The following is a 20,061-nucleotide window of genomic DNA, read 5'->3' as shown; positions in this document are numbered from 1 at the left end:
TACTATTTGGAGAGCATCATGAAAAACCTGGATATCCAGATCACTTCCGACTTTATTTGCCCTTGGTGCTGGATCGGCGAAGCAAACCTTGAACAAGCGCTTCAAACATCGGAAATGCATGAAACCACTCGGTTGCTATTTGTTCCCTACCTGCTCAATCCTGATATGCCCGTTGAAGGAAAGAATCGCAAAATCTATCGCACTGAAAAGTTTGGTAGCTGGACTCGCAGCCAAGCCATGGATGCGCAAGTTACGGTCACGGGGAAAGCAAGTGGGCGAATTTTCAATTACGACATTATCGACAAGACACCCAATACCGTGGCCGCCCATCGTCTGATCTGGCGTGAGCAAGCCAGCGGCAATGACGCAACGCGGCTGGTCAACGCCATCTTTGAGGCATATTTCCGCGATGGAAAAGACATAGGTGATCTTGAGACCCTCGCTAACATTACTGGTGATATGGGCCAAGACCGCGCGTCTACGCTGGTATTCCTGAAGTCAGATGAGGGTCGAGAAGAGGTGTTGCAAATGGCAAAGGATGCTCAGCGAAGGGGCGTTCGTTCGGTTCCTAGCATAAACATCGCCGAACACACCCTTAGCGGTGCTCAACCAACTACCATCTTTTCTGACATTCTGCGCCGAGTACAGGCAGAAGACGCGCAGGAGTGAATGATGCACAAGGCAACCCTTCACTATATCTACGACCCTTTTTGCGGGTGGTGTTACGGGGCGGCGCCGATGATCAGCGCTGCCCTAGAGATTTCGGAACTTCATGTGCTGCCGCATAGCGTTGGAATGCTATCCGGAGACAAAAAGCAGTTAATGTCGGCTCAATGGCGCGACTTTGTGCGCCCCCATGAGGCGCGAATCAGCTTTTACAGCAAACAGATATTTGGCTCGGCCTATGTAGATGGAGTGTTGGAGCATCAAGATGTACTGCTCGACTCCTCTCCCCCCAGCGCCGCAATGTTAGCCGCGGAGCAAATCGACGAACGTGGTGTGCAGATGCTCAAAGCGCTGCAAATTGCTTATTACCAATCGGGCAAAGCGATTGCTGACGACAGCGTAATTACGCAAGTCGCCCACGGTCTAGGCTACGAGCCTGACGTTTTTCAGACGCGATATCTCCAGGTATCGGATTCCGAAATCACTCAGCACCTGAATGCCAGCAACGAAATGCTGAAGCAGCTTGGCGCAAAAGGCTTTCCGGCTTTCGGCCTGGAAATCGACGGAAAGATCGAGACCTTGCCGCTTGGACACTATTTGACGCGGCCGCTGAAATTCAAAGCGGATATCGAGCAGCGACTAAGCACTCGTCCTGGCAATCATTGAGCTGTTCGTCTCTTCCTGGAGCGAGCAAGACGTCAAGCGGTTCACCCTCCGATTAGCAAACGTCTTTCCTTTCTTACCTGGCCGCCGGGCACAAGCGGCCTCATGCTTACACCCTCTCGTCGTAAACCATTCACATAAAAAATCCTTTAAAAATAACAATTTACCTTCTGCTCTCCGTCCAGTGACAGCTGTAGCGGAAATTTTCGCTTCCCAAGTACTTTACTCACGACGTGAGCGGCTCTACTATTTATTTATCGATCGATAAATACAAGAATATACGGAGACGGTTATGCCCATCACCAAACTCGCCCACTATTCGATCAGGTCGTTCGACCTGCAAAAATCTTCCCGCTTTTACCAGGCAGTGCTGGGTTTCAAGGCGGGTTACAGGCCGCCCTTCGATTTCCCTGGCATCTGGCTCTATATGGGCGGAGACGAAGCCGACTTCGGCACTGTGCACATCATTGGTGTCGACCCACTGAATCCCGAAGGCTTGAAACGATATCTTGGCGACAAGGAGATTCCAGTGAGTGGAACGGGGACCGTGGACCATATTGCCTTTCTCGTGACAGGACTGACCGAGTTCTGGGACACCTTGCGCCGCGAAGGTATCGAGTGGCGTGACCGCACCGTTCCCAGTCTGGGGCTGCACCAAGTGTTCATCGAAGACCCCTCCGGCGTCACGATTGAACTCAATTTCCCGGCACTGGAAGCAGAGCAAGCGGGTTTTGGTGTGTCAGGCTCTGCAGGAGGGCGCTCCCATGAATAAGTCACCTGCACAACGTCGCGCCATCGTCGTAGGCGGTTCACTGGGTGGATTGTTTGCCGCCAACCTGTTGCTCAAGCAAGGCTGGCAGGTCGATGTATTTGAACGGGTCCCGGTTGAGCTCGCGGGTCGGGGCGCGGGTATCGTGACGCATCCCGAATTGTTCGATGCAATGACTGCTGCTGGTATTGCAATCGATTCATCCATCGGCATCCAGGTGAGTTCGCGCATCACGCTCGCCCAGGATGGCAAGCTGATTATGGAGGGAGCTCTTCCTCAAACGCTGACGGCATGGGGCAAGATGTACCACGCTCTGAGAGCCGCGATACCGAACAGCAACTACCATTCGGGCGGCAATGTTGTGGCTGTTGAGAACCTGGAAACTCACGCCGCCGTCACGTTGGCAGGGGGTTCAAGGCATGAAGCCGATGTGGTCATCGCTGCAGATGGGTTCCGCTCAACCATCCGCCAACACTTCCTTCCCGAGGTTGAATTGAAGTACGCCGGCTACATTGCCTGGCGTGGCTTGGTGCAAGAAAACCTCTTGTCTGCCTCGACTCACAAGACGCTGTTCGACAAGTTCGCGTTCTGCTTGCCGCCACATGAGCAGATTCTCGGCTACCCGGTAGCCGGCCACTCCAACAGCACGCAGCCAGGCGAGCGCCGTTACAACTTCGTTTGGTATCGCACGTGCGATAACGAAGCACTGAAGGATCTGCTGACAGATGCCAGCGGCAAAGTCTTCGAGGGCGGCATTCCGCCCACGTTCATACGCGAAGACGTACTTGCCACGATGTATGAAGCAGCCCATAACCTGTTAGCCCCTCAATTTGCAGAAGTGGTCACAAAAGCTGCTGAACCTTTGTTCCAGCCCATCTTCGATCTAGAGGTTCCAAGGATGAACTTCGGACGCGTGGCTCTACTTGGAGACGCGGCGTTTGTTGCTCGTCCTCACTGCGGTATGGGGGTGACCAAGGCAGCGGGCGATGCCAGGGCTTTGGTCGAGGCACTGGATTCGAATGAAACAGTCGAGCAAGCACTCGCTGACTACAGCGAGGTGCGCTGCCGGTTTGGCACCGCCGTTATTCAGCATGCTCGCCACCTTGGCGCCTACATGCAGGCTCAACTGGACGACAAACAAAGGGAGATGGCCGAACTCTATCGCACCCCCGAAGCCGTCATGCGTGAAACAGCAGCACCCTTCCAATTATAAAAACAATAACCAGCGATGAATTCGCAGGAGACAACGATGGAACGCACGTACGCGCAAGCCCAAGGTACAGCCGTACCCGGTAACTCGCCCCCCTTGACGACCCGCAACCCGATTCTGAACAACCCTGATTTTTGCAAATTGGTGCACCAGCGCCGCACGTTTGCCTGGAGTCTGACTGCAGTCATGCTCGTGGTTTATTTCGGTTTTATCCTCGCACTGGCTTTCAAGCCCAAAGCCATTGGCACCCCAATCAATGAGGGTCTTCCGATGACATGGGGCATACCACTAGGTTTCGGCATGCTCGCGTTTACCACGCTACTGGTCGCCGTTTACGTCTGGCGTGCGAATGCCTGCTACGACCAGCGTATCAAAGCAATCATCGAGGATGCGCAGCCATGAAACCCCTTATGTACATATTCGGTGGTCTGATGTGCTCATTCACAGCGATGGCCGACTCAGGTCCTATAGGCAGCGCTCGCCCACAAAATCCGATCGCCATCAGCATGTTTTTCATCTTCGTGGTGTTTACTCTGTTCGTCACTCGGTGGGCAGCACGCAAAAACAACAGTGTTTCCGACCATTACGCTGCTGGCGGAAAAATCACCGGGATGCAGAACGGCTGGGCTATCGCTGGGGACTACATGTCAGCCGCCTCCTTACTCGGTATTTCGGCGATGGTATTCACCAGCGGGTTCGATGGCCTGATCTACTCAATCGGGTTCCTTGCCAGTTGGCCGATCATCCTCTTTCTTATCGCCGAACCCTTACGCAATCTTGGCCGCTACACCTTGGCCGATGTGTTGTCGTACCGCCTGAAACAAGGCCCCATCCGCGCTTTCTCTGCATCGAGTTCGATCGTCATTGTTCTGCTATATCTGGTTTCCCAACTGGTGGGGGCAGGTAAGCTTGTCGAGTTACTGTTCGGCTTCGACTACACCGCTGCGGTGCTCATCGTCGGGACTTTAATGGTCATTTACGTGTTTTTCGGCGGGATGCTCGCCACCACTTGGATTCAGATCATCAAGGCCGTGCTCCTGTTGGCGGGCTGCGCGTTCATGGCATTCATGGTGCTTTCGCGTTTTGACTTCAGCCTCAATCAGCTATTCACCCAAGCCGTGGCGAGCCATCCCGCACACGGTGCCATTATGAGTCCCGGCGGACTCGTCTCCGACCCTGTGTCCGCGATTTCGCTGGGACTTGCGCTGATATTCGGTACCGCAGGACTGCCCCACATCCTCATGCGTTTCTTCACGGTGGGTAACGTACGCGCAGCTCGGCAGAGCATTTTGTACGCGACGGGTATTGTCGGTGCGGGTTATGCCCTCATCGTGATCATCGGTTTTGGCACGATAGCACTGGTCGCCACAAACCCCTCTTATCAAGACACGTCTGGGGCCATACTGGGCGGAATCAACATGGTCGCGATCCATTTGGCACACACAGTCGGAGGTGATGTATTCCTGGGATTCATGTGCGCGGTGTCTTTTTCTACGATCCTGGCGGTCGTTGCCGGGCTGACCCTGGCCGGTTCATCGGCGGTTTCCCACGACCTTTATGCCCATGTCATACGCCGGGGAGAAGCCAGCGATAGCGATGAAATGAAAGTCTCACGAATCACTACGATCGTCCTTGGCGGACTCTCGATTCTGTTGGCGCTAGCATTCGAATCGCAAAGTATCGCCTTCATCGTAAGCCTGACATTCTCTATCGCCGCTAGCTCTAACTTCCCCGTGTTACTGCTCTCGATCTATTGGCGCGGGCTGACAACCCGGGGTGCCGTCATTGGAGGATCTCTGGGGCTTGTATCGGCGATCACGTTGTCAGTGCTGAGCCCAACCGTTTGGGTAAAGATCCTACATCACCCACAAGCCTGGTTCCCTTACGAATATCCGGCCTTGTTTTCCATGACTATCGGATTCCTCGGCATATTCCTATTTTCGATGACTGACCGCTCTGCCCAGGCAACCACCGAACGCAACCGTTTCGATAATCAGTTGGTGGACTCGGAGTTGGGTAACGCCATCAACTGGCAATCATCCAAAACATAACTTAGTTGATACGTCTTTCCTCAAAAATAACGATGTGGTCGGGCCACCTGTAAATACTTAACCCAAAAGAGCAACAGCACTCGCAATCTGTCGGTTGTAAAAAATTGCTCGCGGCGTCTTGTCCATCGTAGCAGGTTCATGCGTTCAAAAAATGGCTGCACGGCAGCCCACATAATAACAACGACTCAAAGGCAGAGATAACGCCATGCACAAAACAACCCTGGCGGTAGCAATCGCCATGCTGAATCCCTACGTCTGTGCGGCGGGTTTTATTGAGGACAGCAAAGCCACACTAAAAGCCCGTAACTTTTACATCAATCAAGATAACAGAGACAGCGGTGCGCCCAATAACAATAACTACCAAGCGGAATGGGGCCAGGGATTTATCCTGGACTTCACTTCCGGTTATACCGAGGGCGTCATCGGCGTTGGCATTGATGCCATCGGCATGTTAGGTGTGAGGCTTGACTCCAGCAGTATCAAACATGGAAATCCTACAGGCGGCGCTTACGGAGGGATCATGTTCCCGAGCGAAGGCGACCACGCAGTGGATGATTTTTCCAGCCTGGGTCTAACCGCCAAAGTCAAACTGTCCGCGACAGAGCTGAAATTAGGAACGTTGATACCGAAATTGCCCGTTATCTTCTCCAATGACGGTCGGCTGCTGCCACAAACGTGGCAAGGTGGGCAGATCACGTCAGCCGAGATCAAGGACCTGGCTCTTGTAGCGGGCCAGATAGACCAAGTCAAAGGCCGCAACTCAAGCAACAATGAAAACATGTCTATCACCGGCGCCAATAATCCTCAAACCGGCCGTTTCAGTAATAAATTTCTTTATGCAGGTGGTGACTACAGGCTGACCAAAGATCTGACAGCTCAATACTACTACGGGAATCTGGAAAACTTTTACGCACAGCACTTTTTGGGACTTACTTATAATTGGGCAGTTGGCCCTGGCGTATTGAAAAGCGATTTTCGCTATTTCAACAGCCGAGACGATGGTCGCAATTCCAACGACCCCGCCTATTTCACGACCGGCTACTACGGTGGTACAACCACCAAAGGCAAAGTGGACAACAATCTCTATAGCAGCATGTTTCTGTACACTCTGGGGGGGGCATACGCTGGGAGCGGGTTATCAAGCGAGTCACGGGGACAGCGACTTTCCATGGTTGAATCAGGGGGATGGTGGCTCAACTTATCTCATCACCGATAGCCTGATTCAGAAGTTTGGCCGCCCGGGAGAAAAAACCTGGCAAGCTCGATACGCCTATGACTTTGCTGCCATGGGCCTGCCGGGAGCGACAGCAAGCGTCGTGTATTTGAAGGGTGACGGTATCAACACGCCGGACACCAGCAATGCCAGCGAATGGGAGCGCGACATCACTCTCGCCTATGTGGTCCAGGGAGGACCGTTAAAAGGTGTCGGACTGATGCTACGCAATGCGATGGTGCGCAACAGTAACCTGCCGACTGTGCGGGAGCAGGACGAATACCGCGTTATCCTGAGCTATCAGCTCGCTCTGTTCTGATGCCATCAGCCTCTGCCCAGTGCGATACCGCTGGATTTTTTCCAGCGGCATCGTCATTTCTCAAGAGGATTATCTATCCTCAAGTAGACCGCGCTGAAGCGGTAACAGCAGTTGTGGAACACTTCCGTTGTCGGCATGCAAGGTGGTCTTACCGCCAAATACCGATCGTGGCCGGTCCGTCTCATCGTCGTGCACAAAAGGTCCGCAACCTCGCATGGGGTTTTTCATGTTCGACAGACTGGCCGCTTCCCCACTGTGCTCATAGTCCCGCCCCCGTACGGTTAAGCCGAGCCGATACCCTGCAGGAATGACCATTGAGGTCGGCCATATTTCTATTTGCACCTTTACAGGAATACCGGGTGTGAGCAGTTGCTTGCGATCATGTGAATGATAGGGCCTGTAGGGTGTACTCAATGTCTCATCTATGTGGCGGTGAGAGGCGCGCAGCCAACCGAATGCAAGCGGCATGCGTGGATCAAGCGCACCCTGAAAGGTCACTTCTTCGCCATCAGGATCATAAACCCGAATCACCACGAATAGATCGGCATCTTCTGTAGACGATGACACGCTGAGCGAAACAGCAAGAGGCCCTGTCAGTTCGATAGGGGAGGACAACGGCGCGCTTAGAAAATCAAGGCCTTCACCCAGCGCGTCGAAAGAACATTCTGCTTTTTGTGCGGGGTCGTGATCCACAAGACTGCCATTTTCCAGATCAAGATAAAGCAATGTCCATTCGGTTGTACTGAGTGGCCAGTGCGAGTCAGAGCGAACGCTAGTTGTGCCATCAAGATGGCGCACACGCACTTGCACATTAGCTCTGGCGTCCCAACCGTTCTCCTCCCCCCTGAGGAAACGCCCAAAGAACGCCTGCTGCAATTGCACACCGTAGTCGGTGTAGAACTCAGCCCAATGTTCACCATCGTGCACTTCCAACCACTTATGGCTGGACGCAGCCCGCATATAACCTTCGATATTCCCACGCAGATGAAGGCCGTGCCCTCCCCAATTCCCGCAAGACAGCAGGGGAACCTGGATCCGGGAGAAGTCTGGTGAGCGTTCCCGATAATAAGGACCGTCCAGTGGCGTTGAGCTGATCGTCGACCAGATATCGACACGACGATCTGCCAGTTCGTCATCACTCAAGGTATCGTCTCCACAGATCAGCAGGCCATTGAACGGGCTTCGGGGCCCTCGCTCTCCCCGGCCGTTCTGCACGGTCTTAACCTGCATGTCCTGCCAATTGCGCGTGAACGTACAGCGAATGCCACCGTGGTAACTGGAATCACGGTAGCGATCCGCATAGCCCTCCCACACGCAAATGGCCGCTAAGGATGGAGGTTGCATTCCGGCCACACGCCATTGATTGGTCGCAAAATAAGAAACTCCGGCCAATCCGACTTTGCCGTTGCTCCAAGCGAGGCTCCCCGCCCACTCGACGCATTCATACAGGTCTTGGGTTTCGCGTGGAGCATGCAAATCTACAAGTCCCTCGGAACGTCCTGCACCACGAGAATCCACACGGATGCAAGAATACCCTTTAGGAATCCATTTCTCGGGGTCGACCACCTCCCAACACTGATAACTGTTTGAGGAGCCGGCCACTGCATCAGGAAATTTTTCTTCCAAAATCTTCCACGCACTCGGGTAGCCATCTTGAAACGCCAACCCCTTCCCGTACGGGCCATAGCTGAGAATGATCGGGAATGGCCCGTCACCTGCCGGGCGAAAAATATCTGCCCTAAGCACGACACCGTCGTCCATCTCGATGGGAACATCCCATTCGATCAGCATCTGCGACGCAGCTGAATCGCTGAGCTGAACATTCTTGGTTTTTATAGTCATGCGGGCTCCCTGTTGATCGATCGGCTAGTGAACGCTAAGCCGGGCTTGTTAATTATCGATCGATAAACAATAATCAGCGAACAGCGCGATAGCAAGCCAGAACAACAAAAACAGGAATTGGGTGCCGAGCCTTTCCCAGCCCGACACCCTATCCGGGGGAAAATAAATGAGCGTATCCATTTCCAGCCAACGATCCGGAAACCCCATACAACTGACCGACCTGATCGAGGCTAAACCCATAGGCAGATTCCACCTCAAAGTGATTGCCTTGTGTTTTCTGATCATCTTTCTCGATGGCTTCGATACCACGCTAATCGGTTTTATCGCACCAGCCCTGGTTTTGGACTGGCATATTGATCGCCACGCTCTTGGCCCCGTAGTCAGCGCTGCCCTGCTGGGCATCGCTCTCGGATCATTTGCCGCCGGCCCCATCGCCGATCGTTATGGTCGCAAAGTGGTGTTGGTCGGAGGAGTCCTGTTGTTCGCAGTCATGACGCTGGCAACCCCATTCGCTGCGGACCTTTACTGGATGAGCGTACTCAGGCTGTTAACAGGTCTGGGTCTAGGGGCGACTATCCCCAATGCCTGCACGCTAGCCTCGGAGTACGCCCCCCACAAACATCGGGCGGCGATCGTCACTACGGTATTGTGTGGCTTCACGATTGGTTCGGCAGCGGGTGGGTTCGCCTCGTCCTGGGTACTCCGCTATTGGGGGTGGCAAGGCGTCCTGTTCACCTGCGGCGGCGCTGCGTTACTGTTGGTACCACTACTCATGGCACAAATGCCGGAGTCACTGCATTTCCTCATCAAAAAAGGCAACTCAGCCACGCGCATCCGCTCTATTCTCGGGCGTTTTGCTCCAGAGGTTGCGACGCAGCAGATCAAGTCAGACAGTTATCAATTCGCTCTATCCAGTAATCCGGTGGCGGCAATCATCTCGACCACGTATCGACTGTCGACCATTGCACTGTGGTGCGCGTTCTTCATGGCTTCTTTCGCGGTTTATATCTTGATCGGTTGGCTGCCAATGCTAGTCACCGATGCAGGATTCAACGTCGCTGATGCAGCGATGACGGCGGGTGTGTTCCAAACGGGCGGCGCTATCGGGGTAATCCTGCAAGGTCGTGCGATGGATCGGTGGAACGCCCACTGCGTGCTGGCGGGAGCGTATATTGGCAGCGCCCTGCTGATCTTCCTGTTGGGAGGAGCCGGCAGCCATCTCATATTGCTTATGGCCTACGCCGGTCTTGCAGGTTTTTGCATCGCGGGAGCCAACTCAGGGATATTCGCGCTGGCGGCCATGAGTTACCCAACAGCGATGCGCGCGACAGGCATAAGTTGGATGAGTGGAGTCGGCAGATTCGGTGCCATCCTTAGCGGATTCGTCGGTGCACAATTGCTTGGCTCCGGCTGGAACCTGCTGCAGGTGACAGGCATGCTGACAGTACCCATCGTCATTCCTGCTGTCTCCATATTGGTGAAGTGGAAGGTCAGCCACAAAAGCAGGATCCAGGGCACCAGAACTGGGTTGCATCAGGACGCGTGATTGCTAGTCGCCAAGATGCCTAAGATTCTCGCAGTTATCGCATGGTGACCAATCCGGTGTCATTGGAGGCCGGTTCGCCAGGTGCCCCCAGGTTTTGTATGATGAGCTCCCTGATGACCCTGCGATCAATCATGCCCACTTCAAAAGCGATGAAAACGAGTCCGAGAACTGCTGCTCCCAATGACGTAGCCGCGGAAACCGAATCCCTTGAGACCCCCGGTAAACGATTAACACCGCAGGCCCGTGAAAAACAGATCGTGATTAAGGCGATACAGCATTTCGCCACCCATGGGTTTTCAGGGAGCACGAGGGAACTCGCACGCCAGTTAGGTGTGACCCAGCCATTGCTTTATCGATATTTCCCCAACAAGGAAGCGTTAATCGACCGCGTGTATGATGAAGTTTATCAGTGGGACTCGAGATGGGAAGAGCTGATCAAGGACCGTTCCATAGAACTGAAGCCCAGACTGGTGAGCTTCTACACATCCTACGCATCGGTCATCTTGCGTCGCGAGTGGATCCGGATCTTCATCTTCGCCGGTCTTACGCGTGAGGGTATCAATAACAAATACCTGGCTAAACTTCGCGAACGCGTGTTCCTTCCGGTCATCGACGAGATTAGACACTCCCATGGTCTTCCCCCCGCGAACGACGCGGCGAACCGTGAGACTGATCTCGAATTGATTTGGAGTCTTCACGCAAGCATTTTTTATATCGGCGTTAGGAAATGGATTTATGACCTTCCCATTACCGATGATATTGATGGGCTAATAGAGCGGCTGATCGACTCGTTCCTTTATGGTAGCCCTCATGCCTTGCAAGATACTTCAGATGGAAGCTAACCCTATTTTATAGTACGGCCGAGTTAGAGTTATCGGCTGTAAATCACGTAGAAATCCGCATGCAAAGCTAGAGGCTGCCTACTCATAAGGAATGGAGGTCCAACGCCAAATGTCTGGTACTTTCAACGCTCAGTCCAAAATTTTTTACCGTCCGATCGACGCGGCATTAAGGTGGTGTAATCTTTACCGCTATGAGGCTGCAATAACGAGGCTGCTTGGTCTGATCCGGAGGAGCTATCTAAGTTACTCCCTAGATTGCCCTGTCTACGCGCCCATCGAAAAAATATACGATTCGATACATAACGGAGTGAATCGCAGCGGGTTCGCTCGAAAACTTGCACGCTCATTTCAACACCAAATGATCGACGGCTGTTGAGGCCTATGTCGAATTGAGCCGCTCGCCGGCTCAAAACAGCCCCTCCTCTAACTGGCGCAACTCCAGTCAGGCTGGTCAGAGCCATCTCGACAATTGGGTCAATTCAGGGTCAGTTCCAACGCACTCGCGCACAACCAAGCGGACTACCATGCCCTTCGCATCTAGGGCGATCCCTAGGCGTGGGGCGCCGGAGGGGCGCGATTTTGATCTTGCCAGCGTGCTAGCGAAAGTAACATTGGAACAATGTGTAGTGAGTTACACCTCTAAGACTATTCATTAACAACCTTGCACACCGTTCGTCTCCAAAGCCAAAATATAAATACGGAATCATTGGAGAGCGTGTGAAGTACAAAATATTGACCTGCCTGCCCCCCAAACTAAAATTTCTCAATTCGCTTGACTCACTCCCATCAAATATCGAACTGAAAGACGAGATTGATCAGATTATAAAATTCGCCCCTCCACTGGATGGCAAAGGCGAATATTATAGAGTGCTAAGAAATACCCCCTCCGAGAACATATGGAATAGCATAACAGGCATCAAAGACTGGAGGATGGCGGAATTAGAGGCGGACGATTCAGCCATACTAATAAACGCATCGCTGTTTGACCTAATATTAGCCATGTTAGAGGCACCAATAAAACTACTCACTCCCCAACCCACACTCCAGCACATCAGTAAATCGAAAAGCCTGTAAAGACTATGATGGTATGAGCTGGAATTGAAATGTACGCCATCCTTAGCACTAAGAAGCATAAGAGCTTTGCAGCAGTCAGTCGCTACGCCCAACACACGTTCCGAGAACAACCGACGCCTAACGCCAACCCAGATATCCAAGCGCGTAAGGAAGACGCTCCGGTTGGAAGTTGGCGATTGATCTATAAGCATATCCAACGTATTGCCCCTCTGCTCGTGAGTAGCCAAAGTGATAGATCGTTGTGGTAATGGAGCCGAGTACGACAGATGCATCTGCTGATGCATTGAGCACAATTGGCGCGATGGATCCGACGTTATCACCATCTTCTAAACATGTCAGGGTTTTCAGGTAATCAACCATCCAGTTACGAACTCGGCGTGGCCGGTTCCCGCGACCAACAGATCAGAGTCCGGGACGGACAGGAACTTACGTTGAAAGGCCAGTGGCATGCGGTCATCAGCTCCGACCACCAAAGTGTCCATCGCGACGCAAACTTGATCGGGTTGAAGTGCGAATATGAATGCGGTCATGTGAAGGAGGCCTAATGTTTGGTTAAGGGGCGGGCTTTAGCCCATCGAAGTGAGCGAAGCGACGATTTCAACCAAATTGTTATAGAAAATCAAGGAACTGAATTAGTGTTTGCAGCAATATTGAAATAGCAGCAAATATAGCGCCGATCGCATTCCATCGAGATTGCGCAGAAAAAGTTGCAGACATATCCCACCCATCCAAGCTTACGGAGGCATAATTTGGTTTTACGCCTTTCCTTTCAGCTTTTCTCCGACGGCGCTCCAGCTCTTTTTCATGGCTGACTTTTACAATGCTTGCGTACAACCAACTTCCCGCGGAAATAAACCCACTAGCGATTGACAGGATTAGCATAATTACAACACATATAGTCAAGCCGCTTCACCGAAGTCCGATTAATTACTACAGGGCCTTACTTATCGGCAAATTATTAATGCAACGAGTAATTTTTTTTGCGCGCAACAGCTTGCTTGCTGTTTTACATGCCCCTGCTGGGGCCCGAATAGCTTTGCCCCTGCTTTTGTTGAAGTTTTTGCTGTAAAGCTTTTTCAAGCTGCAAGGCCTCCGCAAACTCAGATACCTTCATACATTTTGTCACAGTCCCATCACGACTTATACCAGCAACGAACGAATAGCCACCCGCACCAGATTTTGACGTTTTTTTAAACTCCACAAATTTTCTAAGATAGTTAATAAAGCTATCTTTTGTTGCTCCTGAAACAAGAGCTTGCTCAATCGCCACGTCCTTTCCAGAAAAATACTGCCTACACCTCAAAAGGAAATTATTGTTTTCGGCAACACCATAAATAATTAAATGATGACTTCCAATTGACTCCAACGCACTCTTAGCTGACTCATAATTTGTAAATTTCCCAACTTCATCCGCAATGGTGCTTTTGTCACGCTTAAACTCTATCAAAACCCATTTATTTACGTTAGCGAAGATAGCATCACCAGCTTTTTCGTGATCCCCGTCCAATGGCGCAATAAACATATTGAGATCCACATACTTTTGAACGAAAAAGTACTCAACTGTCTTTTCCCACCATAAGATATCCATCAATGCTCCTTACTTTTCATGAACAGGTAACTCTTGATATACATTAAGTGGTGCACAACTTTCCAGGCGGACGTGGTATATAACATTCCTTGTTCCTTTGGCTATCCGTATCTAGGCTGAGGCTTTCAGCGTGGAGATGAGCTGCCATTGTTGCTCGATCAAACGCGGCAGCAAATTCGCCTGCGACTCTACCCGATTCTCACTGAACGTGTCTATTGCAAGAGGGTTACGCCGTCCGGCAGGAATAGGTTCGCTGAGGTCGAGACAGTTCATGCGAGTTCCGCAGTGTGTAACTGCGTCTTTACCAGCACTCAACACTAGGCAGCATATTCTCTGATCCTGACCGTCAGCACCTTGTGGCACAGCATCTGAGACTCAAAGCTTCAAGGTGAAATATCATCATCACAGCCTTAGATGAGCCCGCATGTCGTGAAATCTGGCTTTCGGAATTCCATTTGGTATTCCACAATTACTTTTCGAAAAAACTTTTCAGCCAAAAGCGAGGCTTAGCCTACCAATTCAATTATCCCGGCCGACGCTCACAAAAAAAGACGTCCTAGAACGTCTTCTTTTTTGCGGCTGGAATTGTGTATCACACTCTCTGCGGTCCAAAACGCCCCCTAAATTCCTGCCAACTAAACCACCCCATTCCCCCGCTTAGTCACATCATTCTCCCCACCCCTGATCTGCGGCGTGGGCTCGGGATCGTTGCTGGTGCGGGCTGGATGGGTCGGGTCGACTTGTGGGTCGTCAAGATCGGGTGAATCCGGATCAAAGCCCAGCTCATCTTCGTTCTCGGGCGTTGGTTTTTCAGTGGTTGATGGATCAGTTGCCATGGGATTAACCTCCATTCTCAAACAAAAAAATACCTGCTGATGGAGGTTCGAAGCCATGGCGGGTGGTGAGTGCCCGGGACCAGACGGACGGCGAGTAAGCAGCTCTCCCGAACCCCGACCGTGCCACGGCGGCCTTCGAGCGGTTCGCTGTCGAGGTGGATGTCGTAATCGGCCTCCAGGAAAAGGCTGAAGCTCTCAAAAACTCCTGCCACCCCACGCCGGCGCCAACGTCGCGGACGAAGACCAACGCTCGGAGACAGCCGTCGAATAACCGCCTTTCAAGGACAAGTTAACTGCGCGCCCATTGGTATCAAGCACGATGCCCAGACCAGAAAGCCGATGAGGTGTTTTTGAGGGCATGCGCCCCCCTTGACCTCGGTTGTCACAACGTTATCAGCGGCGTAGAATCCGCGGCATCTGGCCGTACCTCCCCATACTCATAATAGTTTGCTGATCGCATGCACCGCCCTGGCGCCGAGCCTTGTGCGGCGTTTCTGCTTGTCGGCGTTTTATGGGGAAGGCGTGGCTCTTACCGCTTTATCTCCTTTTGAGGCTGATGCGTCATTCAATGAACACAACCGATGCTCGCACTGGTAGTTGGCTCAGCGTCATTGCGCTGGCCCTGGCGGCCTTCATTTTCAACACCACCGAGTTCGTGCCTGTGGGGCTGCTGAGCGCCATCGGGCACAGCTTCGACATGACCACGGCGCAGGTCGGTCTGATGCTGACGGTGTATGCGTGGATCGTGTCGCTGACGTCGCTGCCGATGATGCTGATGACGCGCAATATCGAGCGGCGCAAGTTGCTGACGTTCGTGTTCCTGCTGTTCATTGTCAGCCATGTGATGTCCAGCATGGCGTCGAGTTTCGGGATGCTGCTGGTCAGCCGGGTCGGTATCGCGCTGGCGCATGCAGTGTTCTGGTCGATCACGGCGTCGCTGGCGGTGCGTGTCGCACCGGCGGGCAAGCAGGTTCAGGCGCTGGGATTGCTGGCGACCGGCACGTCGCTGGCGATGGTGTTGGGCATTCCGCTGGGTCGCGTGTTGGGCGAGGCTCTGGGCTGGCGCACGACGTTTCTGGCAATTGCGGTGGCCTCGGGCCTGACCGTGCTGGTGCTGATCAAGTCCCTGCCGCTGCTGCCCAGCCAGAACTCGGGTTCGCTGCGCAGTCTGCCGATTCTGTTCAAGCGTCCGGCGTTGGTGTCGCTGTATGTCCTGACGGCGCTGGTGATCACCGCGCAGTTCACGGCTTACAGCTACATCGAACCGTTTGCGCAGGTCGTCGCGAAGATGAGCGGCGAGATGACCACCATCGTGCTGCTGCTGTTCGGCGGCGCCGGGATTCTGGGCTCGATCGTGTTCAGCCGTTACAACAACCGTTATCCGCGCGGGCTGCTGATTACCGCCGTCGGCGCGCTGGCGCTGTGTCTGATTCTGTTGCTGCCGCTGTCCGGAAAGGCATCCTGGATCGCCACGCTGAGCATTGTCTGGGGCATGGCGATCATGTGCTTTGGCCTAGTGATGCAAGCCAAAGTGTTGGCGATGGCGCCGGATGCGACGGACGTTGCGATGTCGCTGCACTCGGGCATCTACAATATCGGCATTGGCGGCGGTGCGTTGCTGGGCAGCATGGTCATCAGCCAGTTGGGCATCGCCAACGTCGGACTGGTGGGCGGGCTGGTCGCCATCAGCGGCCTTTTGCTGGCGTGCCTGGCGACTTATCGCTACGGCGAAACCATCCGCGCGTAACCCAGACGCGCTATCGGCATGGCGCCGCGTCAGGCGCCATGCCCGCATCATCACGGTCTGGCGTGCTGCCAGACGGCCCGAATGAAACGTTCCGCGGCTAATCATCATTCCTGTCGATATCCAACATTCCTGCTTTTGCCTTTCGCTCAAAATTCAGGAGCGTAATATCGCCTCACACCCAAACACGAACCGAGGGCAGGAAAATGATCGTACATATCCTTACTTGCTTGACGCTGACAGCTTTCACCAGCTACGTCGTCGCCCTCAAACTTTTCGATCTGGAGTCGGTACCTGTTACCGCAGACGAAAACGATAGTCGTGTTATGGCACGGGCCAACTAAGGCCAAGTAGCTGACACTTATCAGCATCTTTTAATGTTCAACTTTCTGTTTGATGCGGAGTAATCGACATGACCCGAGACGTCACTTTGCACGTTAGTTTTCCCAAATTTGGTAATAACTATTACTCACAACATGTCATCACCCGCAAAGCTCGCCACAGCCTGATTGAAGACACGCGTTTCGACGCCTTCATGATGCCGTCGGCGGGTAACCACTTCAGTAACGAGGTGGTGGGCTTCAACGATCAGTTCCGCTTTTTGACTGATGTGTTGGCCATGCATCTGCTGGAAGTTGAAGAAGCGCGACCTGCTCAGCGAGCTCGTCAAATGGGTCAGTCGCGCAGCCTGTAATCACAGGCCATTGACGCAGCGCGAGCCAGTGCTCGATCCCCCGCTGCGTTAATGGCCTGTTGCTCTTTCCCAGCTCAATCGAGCGCTCTCAATTCACGGCGGTTGATCTTCTCGACAAGCCGCGGCGACTCCCCGGCATTTAACTCAAAAATTTTGCACTGAATCTGCAAAATTTCGAATTTGCCTGCCTGCGTATTTCTCACCACAATTGGCGAGCTTTGCCACGATGGGAAGCTGCCGCAACAGCCTTCCCGTTCGTAATACCTTTGAAATATCTGGCACTCGCCCCTTGTGCAGGAGCTTGTCCACATGGACGGGCTCCGTTTTTCACCCCTGGAAAGTCTCGTTTGAAAACGCTTCTGCGCAGCTTCATCCCCCACTCGCTCAACACTCACCCGGCGGAATGGTCGCGCGCGGCGATTGGCGCGTGTCTTGGCCTTTTTATCAGTGCGTTGGTCTGCCAACAGGTGTTCGGCGTTGACGTGGCGCTGCATCTGCTCGGCCCCGTCGGTGCATCGGCAGTGCTGCTGTTTGCAGTGTCGACCGGCGCGCTCGCCCAGCCGTGGTCGATTCTTGGCAGTTATCTGATTTCTGCGCTCGCTGCGCTGGCATGTATTCATCTGTTCGGCAACACGATTACCGCGGCGAGCATCGCGGTGTGTTCGGCTATTTTGCTCACCTGCGTGTGTCGCTGCCTGCATCCGCCGGGCGCGGCCATCGCCATTTGCATCGTCACCTCGAAACACGAGCTGTCAGCGATGGGCATGCACGTATTGGCGCCGGTCATGCTCAACGCGGGCTGCCTGTTATTGACCGCGCTGGTCTACAACAACCTGACGCGGGTGCGGTATCCCAAAGCGCAGGCCAAAGCGGCGTCGATTTCTGGCCCACAGGCGGTCGAAGGTTTCATCGCGGCGGATCTCGACAAAGCGCTGGATGAAATCGGAGCGTTCGTCGACGTTTCCCGTGACGATCTTCAGGCCATTCTGCATAAGACCGAGGCCAACGCGCTGCGGCGCAACCGGGATGATATCGACACGGCACAGGTGATTTCCCGCAGCACGCACAGCCTGTCCCTCGAGCATTCAATGGCAGACGCCATGAAGCTGCTTGCCGCGCAAGGAAGCAAACACCTGCCGGTGCTGGACGCTGATCGCAAGGTCATCGGCATCATCAGTCTGGTGAACTGACGCAGGTGCGCCGTCTCAGATCAACGGATCCCAGCGCTGCGACCAGTCTTCGCTCTCCCGGGCGATCGTGCGCAACAGCTCGAACGCCCGAGGCAGTGTCGGCGAGGGATTGTCCCGCGCGTAAACCAGATACGTCGGATAGCTGAATTCCGGCGCCATTGGCACTCGTTCGATGATTCCGCGATCAAGGTAGGACTGCACCACCCGCGTGCGAAAGTAACCGGAGCCGCCGTTGTCCAGAATGTATTGCAGCGCCAGCGGGCCGAGGTTAAAGGCGACAGCCGCCTTGGATTTTTCTGGCATCGCGGCGTCGTGTTGCTGACGAAAGGCCGGGCCCCAATCGATGTAAACGTAAGGCTCGGGCTTGTCGACCACGCGGATCAGGATCAGCTTTTCCTCCAGCAACTCCTCCACCTGCAGGCCCGGCCAGTAGGCGGGCTGGTAGACCAGCGCGGCGTCCAGCACGCCCCGCTCGACATCCTTCATCAGCGCTTCGCCCTCGCGGACTTCGGAATGCAGCGCGTAGTCTGGAATCGACGCTCTGATCTCCCTCACCCAGCTCAACATCAGCGGGTTGCACAGGCTCATTTCCGCGCCAATGCGCAGCACATGCCGATAGCCGTCGGGCAACGGCAGGTCTCGTCTCGCAGCGTCCCAGGTCTGCACCAACTGATTGGCAAAAACCACGAAAGCTTCGCCATCGGAGGTCAGGCGGGCGCCTGTGCGATTGCGGATGAACAACTTGCAGTTCAGATGGCCTTCGAGTTTTTGCACCCGCGCGGTGATGGCGGTCTGGGTGACGTGGAGCTTTTCGGCGGCCGCCATGAGGCTGCCCAGGCGAACGATTTCGAGGAAGGTACGGGCGAGATCGATGTCCATCGGTGCGTTTCGGCTTCTGGCGGTGTGGGGGCTGCGCCATGGTAACGCACGCCCTGAACGGCGCGTGCGCAAAATGCCTGTGGGAGGAGCGGCAGGTGATCGGGATGAGATGGCAGAAATCCGAAATCTGCTGTCTGATGCAGCAAGTTCGTACAGACCACGAACCCCTTACCTACTTTCTGCGGAAAACAACATGAAACACGCCCTGCTCACCGGCCTGCTCCTGACTGCATTCGCCCTGCCCTTCGCGGCGTCTGCCAACGATGACAACAGCCTGTGCCAGATTAACCTGAGCAAAATCCGGGACGCCAAAGTCGCCAATCCGAACCTGAGCGATGCCGTGAAAAGCGACGTCGACACCACTGTGCACCGCGCCGAATCCGCGCTCGCCCGGCATAACGATGACGGCGCCAGGGAATGTGTTTCGTTGACCCAACAGGCCCTGCAGAAGGTCCAGAGCCACTGATTCAAACCAGCCACAAATGCAGTACTCACACGCGGCTCCGGTAAGACGTCTGACCTGGAGACGTGAGCCAACTTTCTATAAACCCACCTGCGATCAACGGCATAACATCCGACGCCTTCCCGGCTAAAGCCGGTCCTACGACAAACTTGCAGCATTTGTAGGACCGGCTTTAGCCGGGGAAAACCGGTACAGGCTATGGAGTTGCAGCGTCATCAGCCATCGCGAGCAAGCTCGCTCCCACCCGTTTTGTGGTGTTTCGCCAGAGTGTGTCAGCCCGCGAAACAGGTGGAGCTTGCTCGCGACCCTCGGGTACAGGCGACAACTATGTGTTGGAGGTACCGACCTCCTCGCGAGCAAGCTCGCTCCAACAAGCAAACCTGCGGACGTCACCGGGCTTCGGCCAGACGCCTGACCTGTGGGAGATTCTATGGTTGCAAACAACGGTTTTCAGGCCGTTTTGCTCACGTAT

General features: G+C 54.0%; 16 protein-coding genes and 1 pseudogene. 13 read left to right on the top strand and 4 right to left on the bottom strand.

Translation table 11 applies throughout. From position 1 onward, the window contains the following. Positions 1-18 precede the first annotated feature (18 nt). The 7 genes and pseudogenes from QRN36_RS04335 to QRN36_RS04305 all read left to right on the top strand — a co-directional run bounded on the left by QRN36_RS04335 (position 19) and on the right by QRN36_RS04305 (position 6,891). Positions 19-669, top strand: coding sequence for a DsbA family oxidoreductase (locus tag QRN36_RS04335; RefSeq protein ID WP_285422961.1), 651 nt, complete (start codon positions 19-21; stop codon positions 667-669). Positions 670-672: 3 nt separating this feature from the next. Then, complete coding sequence (locus QRN36_RS04330) at positions 673-1,332, top strand: DsbA family protein (protein ID WP_285422960.1); 660 nt, start codon at positions 673-675, stop codon at positions 1,330-1,332. 289 nt (positions 1,333-1,621) lie between these two features. Continuing rightward, on the top strand, positions 1,622-2,101 hold the full coding sequence (locus QRN36_RS04325; protein ID WP_285422959.1) for a VOC family protein: 480 nt from the start codon (positions 1,622-1,624) through the stop codon (positions 2,099-2,101). Next, positions 2,094-3,311, top strand: a complete 1,218-nt coding sequence (locus tag QRN36_RS04320) for an FAD binding domain-containing protein (RefSeq protein ID WP_285422958.1) — start codon at positions 2,094-2,096, stop codon at positions 3,309-3,311. The genes QRN36_RS04325 and QRN36_RS04320 overlap by 8 nt, the downstream gene beginning before the upstream one ends. Before the next feature lie 36 nt (positions 3,312-3,347). Then, positions 3,348-3,710: a DUF485 domain-containing protein gene (locus QRN36_RS04315; RefSeq protein ID WP_285422957.1), complete on the top strand. Its 363-nt coding sequence runs from the start codon at positions 3,348-3,350 to the stop codon at positions 3,708-3,710. A 29-nt stretch (positions 3,711-3,739) separates the two neighbouring features. After that, the gene (locus QRN36_RS04310) at positions 3,740-5,359 is read left to right on the top strand and encodes a cation acetate symporter (protein WP_373568696.1); all 1,620 of its coding nucleotides are present in this window, start codon (positions 3,740-3,742) and stop codon (positions 5,357-5,359) included. Positions 5,360-5,564: 205 nt separating this feature from the next. After that, a pseudogene (locus QRN36_RS04305) lies at positions 5,565-6,891 on the top strand (OprD family porin). Positions 6,892-6,960: 69 nt separating this feature from the next. On the opposite strand, the gene QRN36_RS04300 reads toward QRN36_RS04305, so the two are convergent. After that, entirely contained in the window at positions 6,961-8,733 is a 1,773-nt protein-coding gene (locus QRN36_RS04300) for a CocE/NonD family hydrolase (protein ID WP_285422956.1), read from the bottom strand. A 166-nt stretch (positions 8,734-8,899) separates the two neighbouring features. Here QRN36_RS04300 and QRN36_RS04295 point away from each other — a divergent pair, with 166 nt between their 5' ends. Then, positions 8,900-10,279 carry an MFS transporter gene (locus QRN36_RS04295; RefSeq protein ID WP_285422955.1) on the top strand — a complete coding sequence of 460 codons (1,380 nt, stop codon included), beginning with the start codon at positions 8,900-8,902 and terminating at the stop codon, positions 10,277-10,279. Positions 10,280-10,380: 101 nt separating this feature from the next. After that, on the top strand, positions 10,381-11,121 hold the full coding sequence (locus QRN36_RS04290) for a TetR/AcrR family transcriptional regulator (RefSeq protein ID WP_285422954.1): 741 nt from the start codon (positions 10,381-10,383) through the stop codon (positions 11,119-11,121). A gap of 2,080 nt (positions 11,122-13,201) precedes the next feature. Here the strand turns inward: QRN36_RS04290 and QRN36_RS04285 are convergent. Together QRN36_RS04285 and QRN36_RS04280 are read right to left on the bottom strand one after the other, a co-directional pair. Beyond that, entirely contained in the window at positions 13,202-13,783 is a 582-nt protein-coding gene (locus QRN36_RS04285) for a hypothetical protein (RefSeq protein WP_285422953.1), read from the bottom strand. Between the two features lie 635 nt (positions 13,784-14,418). Next, a complete protein-coding gene (locus tag QRN36_RS04280) occupies positions 14,419-14,619 on the bottom strand; it encodes a DUF6021 family protein (RefSeq protein ID WP_285422952.1) in 201 nt (66 codons plus the stop codon). A gap of 568 nt (positions 14,620-15,187) precedes the next feature. Between QRN36_RS04280 and QRN36_RS04275 the strand changes: the two genes are divergently transcribed. The 3 genes from QRN36_RS04275 to QRN36_RS04265 all read left to right on the top strand — a co-directional run bounded on the left by QRN36_RS04275 (position 15,188) and on the right by QRN36_RS04265 (position 18,247). After that, positions 15,188-16,366 (top strand): sugar transporter, encoded by a 1,179-nt coding sequence (locus QRN36_RS04275; protein WP_285422951.1) that lies wholly within the window; start codon positions 15,188-15,190, stop codon positions 16,364-16,366. 409 nt (positions 16,367-16,775) lie between these two features. Next, complete coding sequence (locus QRN36_RS04270) at positions 16,776-17,057, top strand: hypothetical protein (RefSeq protein WP_285422950.1); 282 nt, start codon at positions 16,776-16,778, stop codon at positions 17,055-17,057. A 347-nt stretch (positions 17,058-17,404) separates the two neighbouring features. Beyond that, entirely contained in the window at positions 17,405-18,247 is an 843-nt protein-coding gene (locus tag QRN36_RS04265) for an HPP family protein (protein ID WP_285422949.1), read from the top strand. 15 nt (positions 18,248-18,262) lie between these two features. Here QRN36_RS04265 and QRN36_RS04260 read toward each other — a convergent pair whose 3' ends face one another. Next, positions 18,263-19,126, bottom strand: a complete 864-nt coding sequence (locus tag QRN36_RS04260) for a LysR family transcriptional regulator (protein ID WP_093464570.1) — start codon at positions 19,124-19,126, stop codon at positions 18,263-18,265. A 193-nt stretch (positions 19,127-19,319) separates the two neighbouring features. On the opposite strand from QRN36_RS04260, the gene QRN36_RS04255 reads away from it, so the two are divergent. After that, positions 19,320-19,592 carry a hypothetical protein gene (locus QRN36_RS04255; RefSeq protein ID WP_093464573.1) on the top strand — a complete coding sequence of 91 codons (273 nt, stop codon included), beginning with the start codon at positions 19,320-19,322 and terminating at the stop codon, positions 19,590-19,592. Positions 19,593-20,061: the final 469 nt, after the last annotated feature.

The organism is Pseudomonas sp. efr-133-TYG-103a (assembly GCF_030209235.1).
Taxonomy (GTDB): domain Bacteria; phylum Pseudomonadota; class Gammaproteobacteria; order Pseudomonadales; family Pseudomonadaceae; genus Aquipseudomonas.
This window is presented reverse-complemented; position numbering and strand designations above follow the sequence as displayed.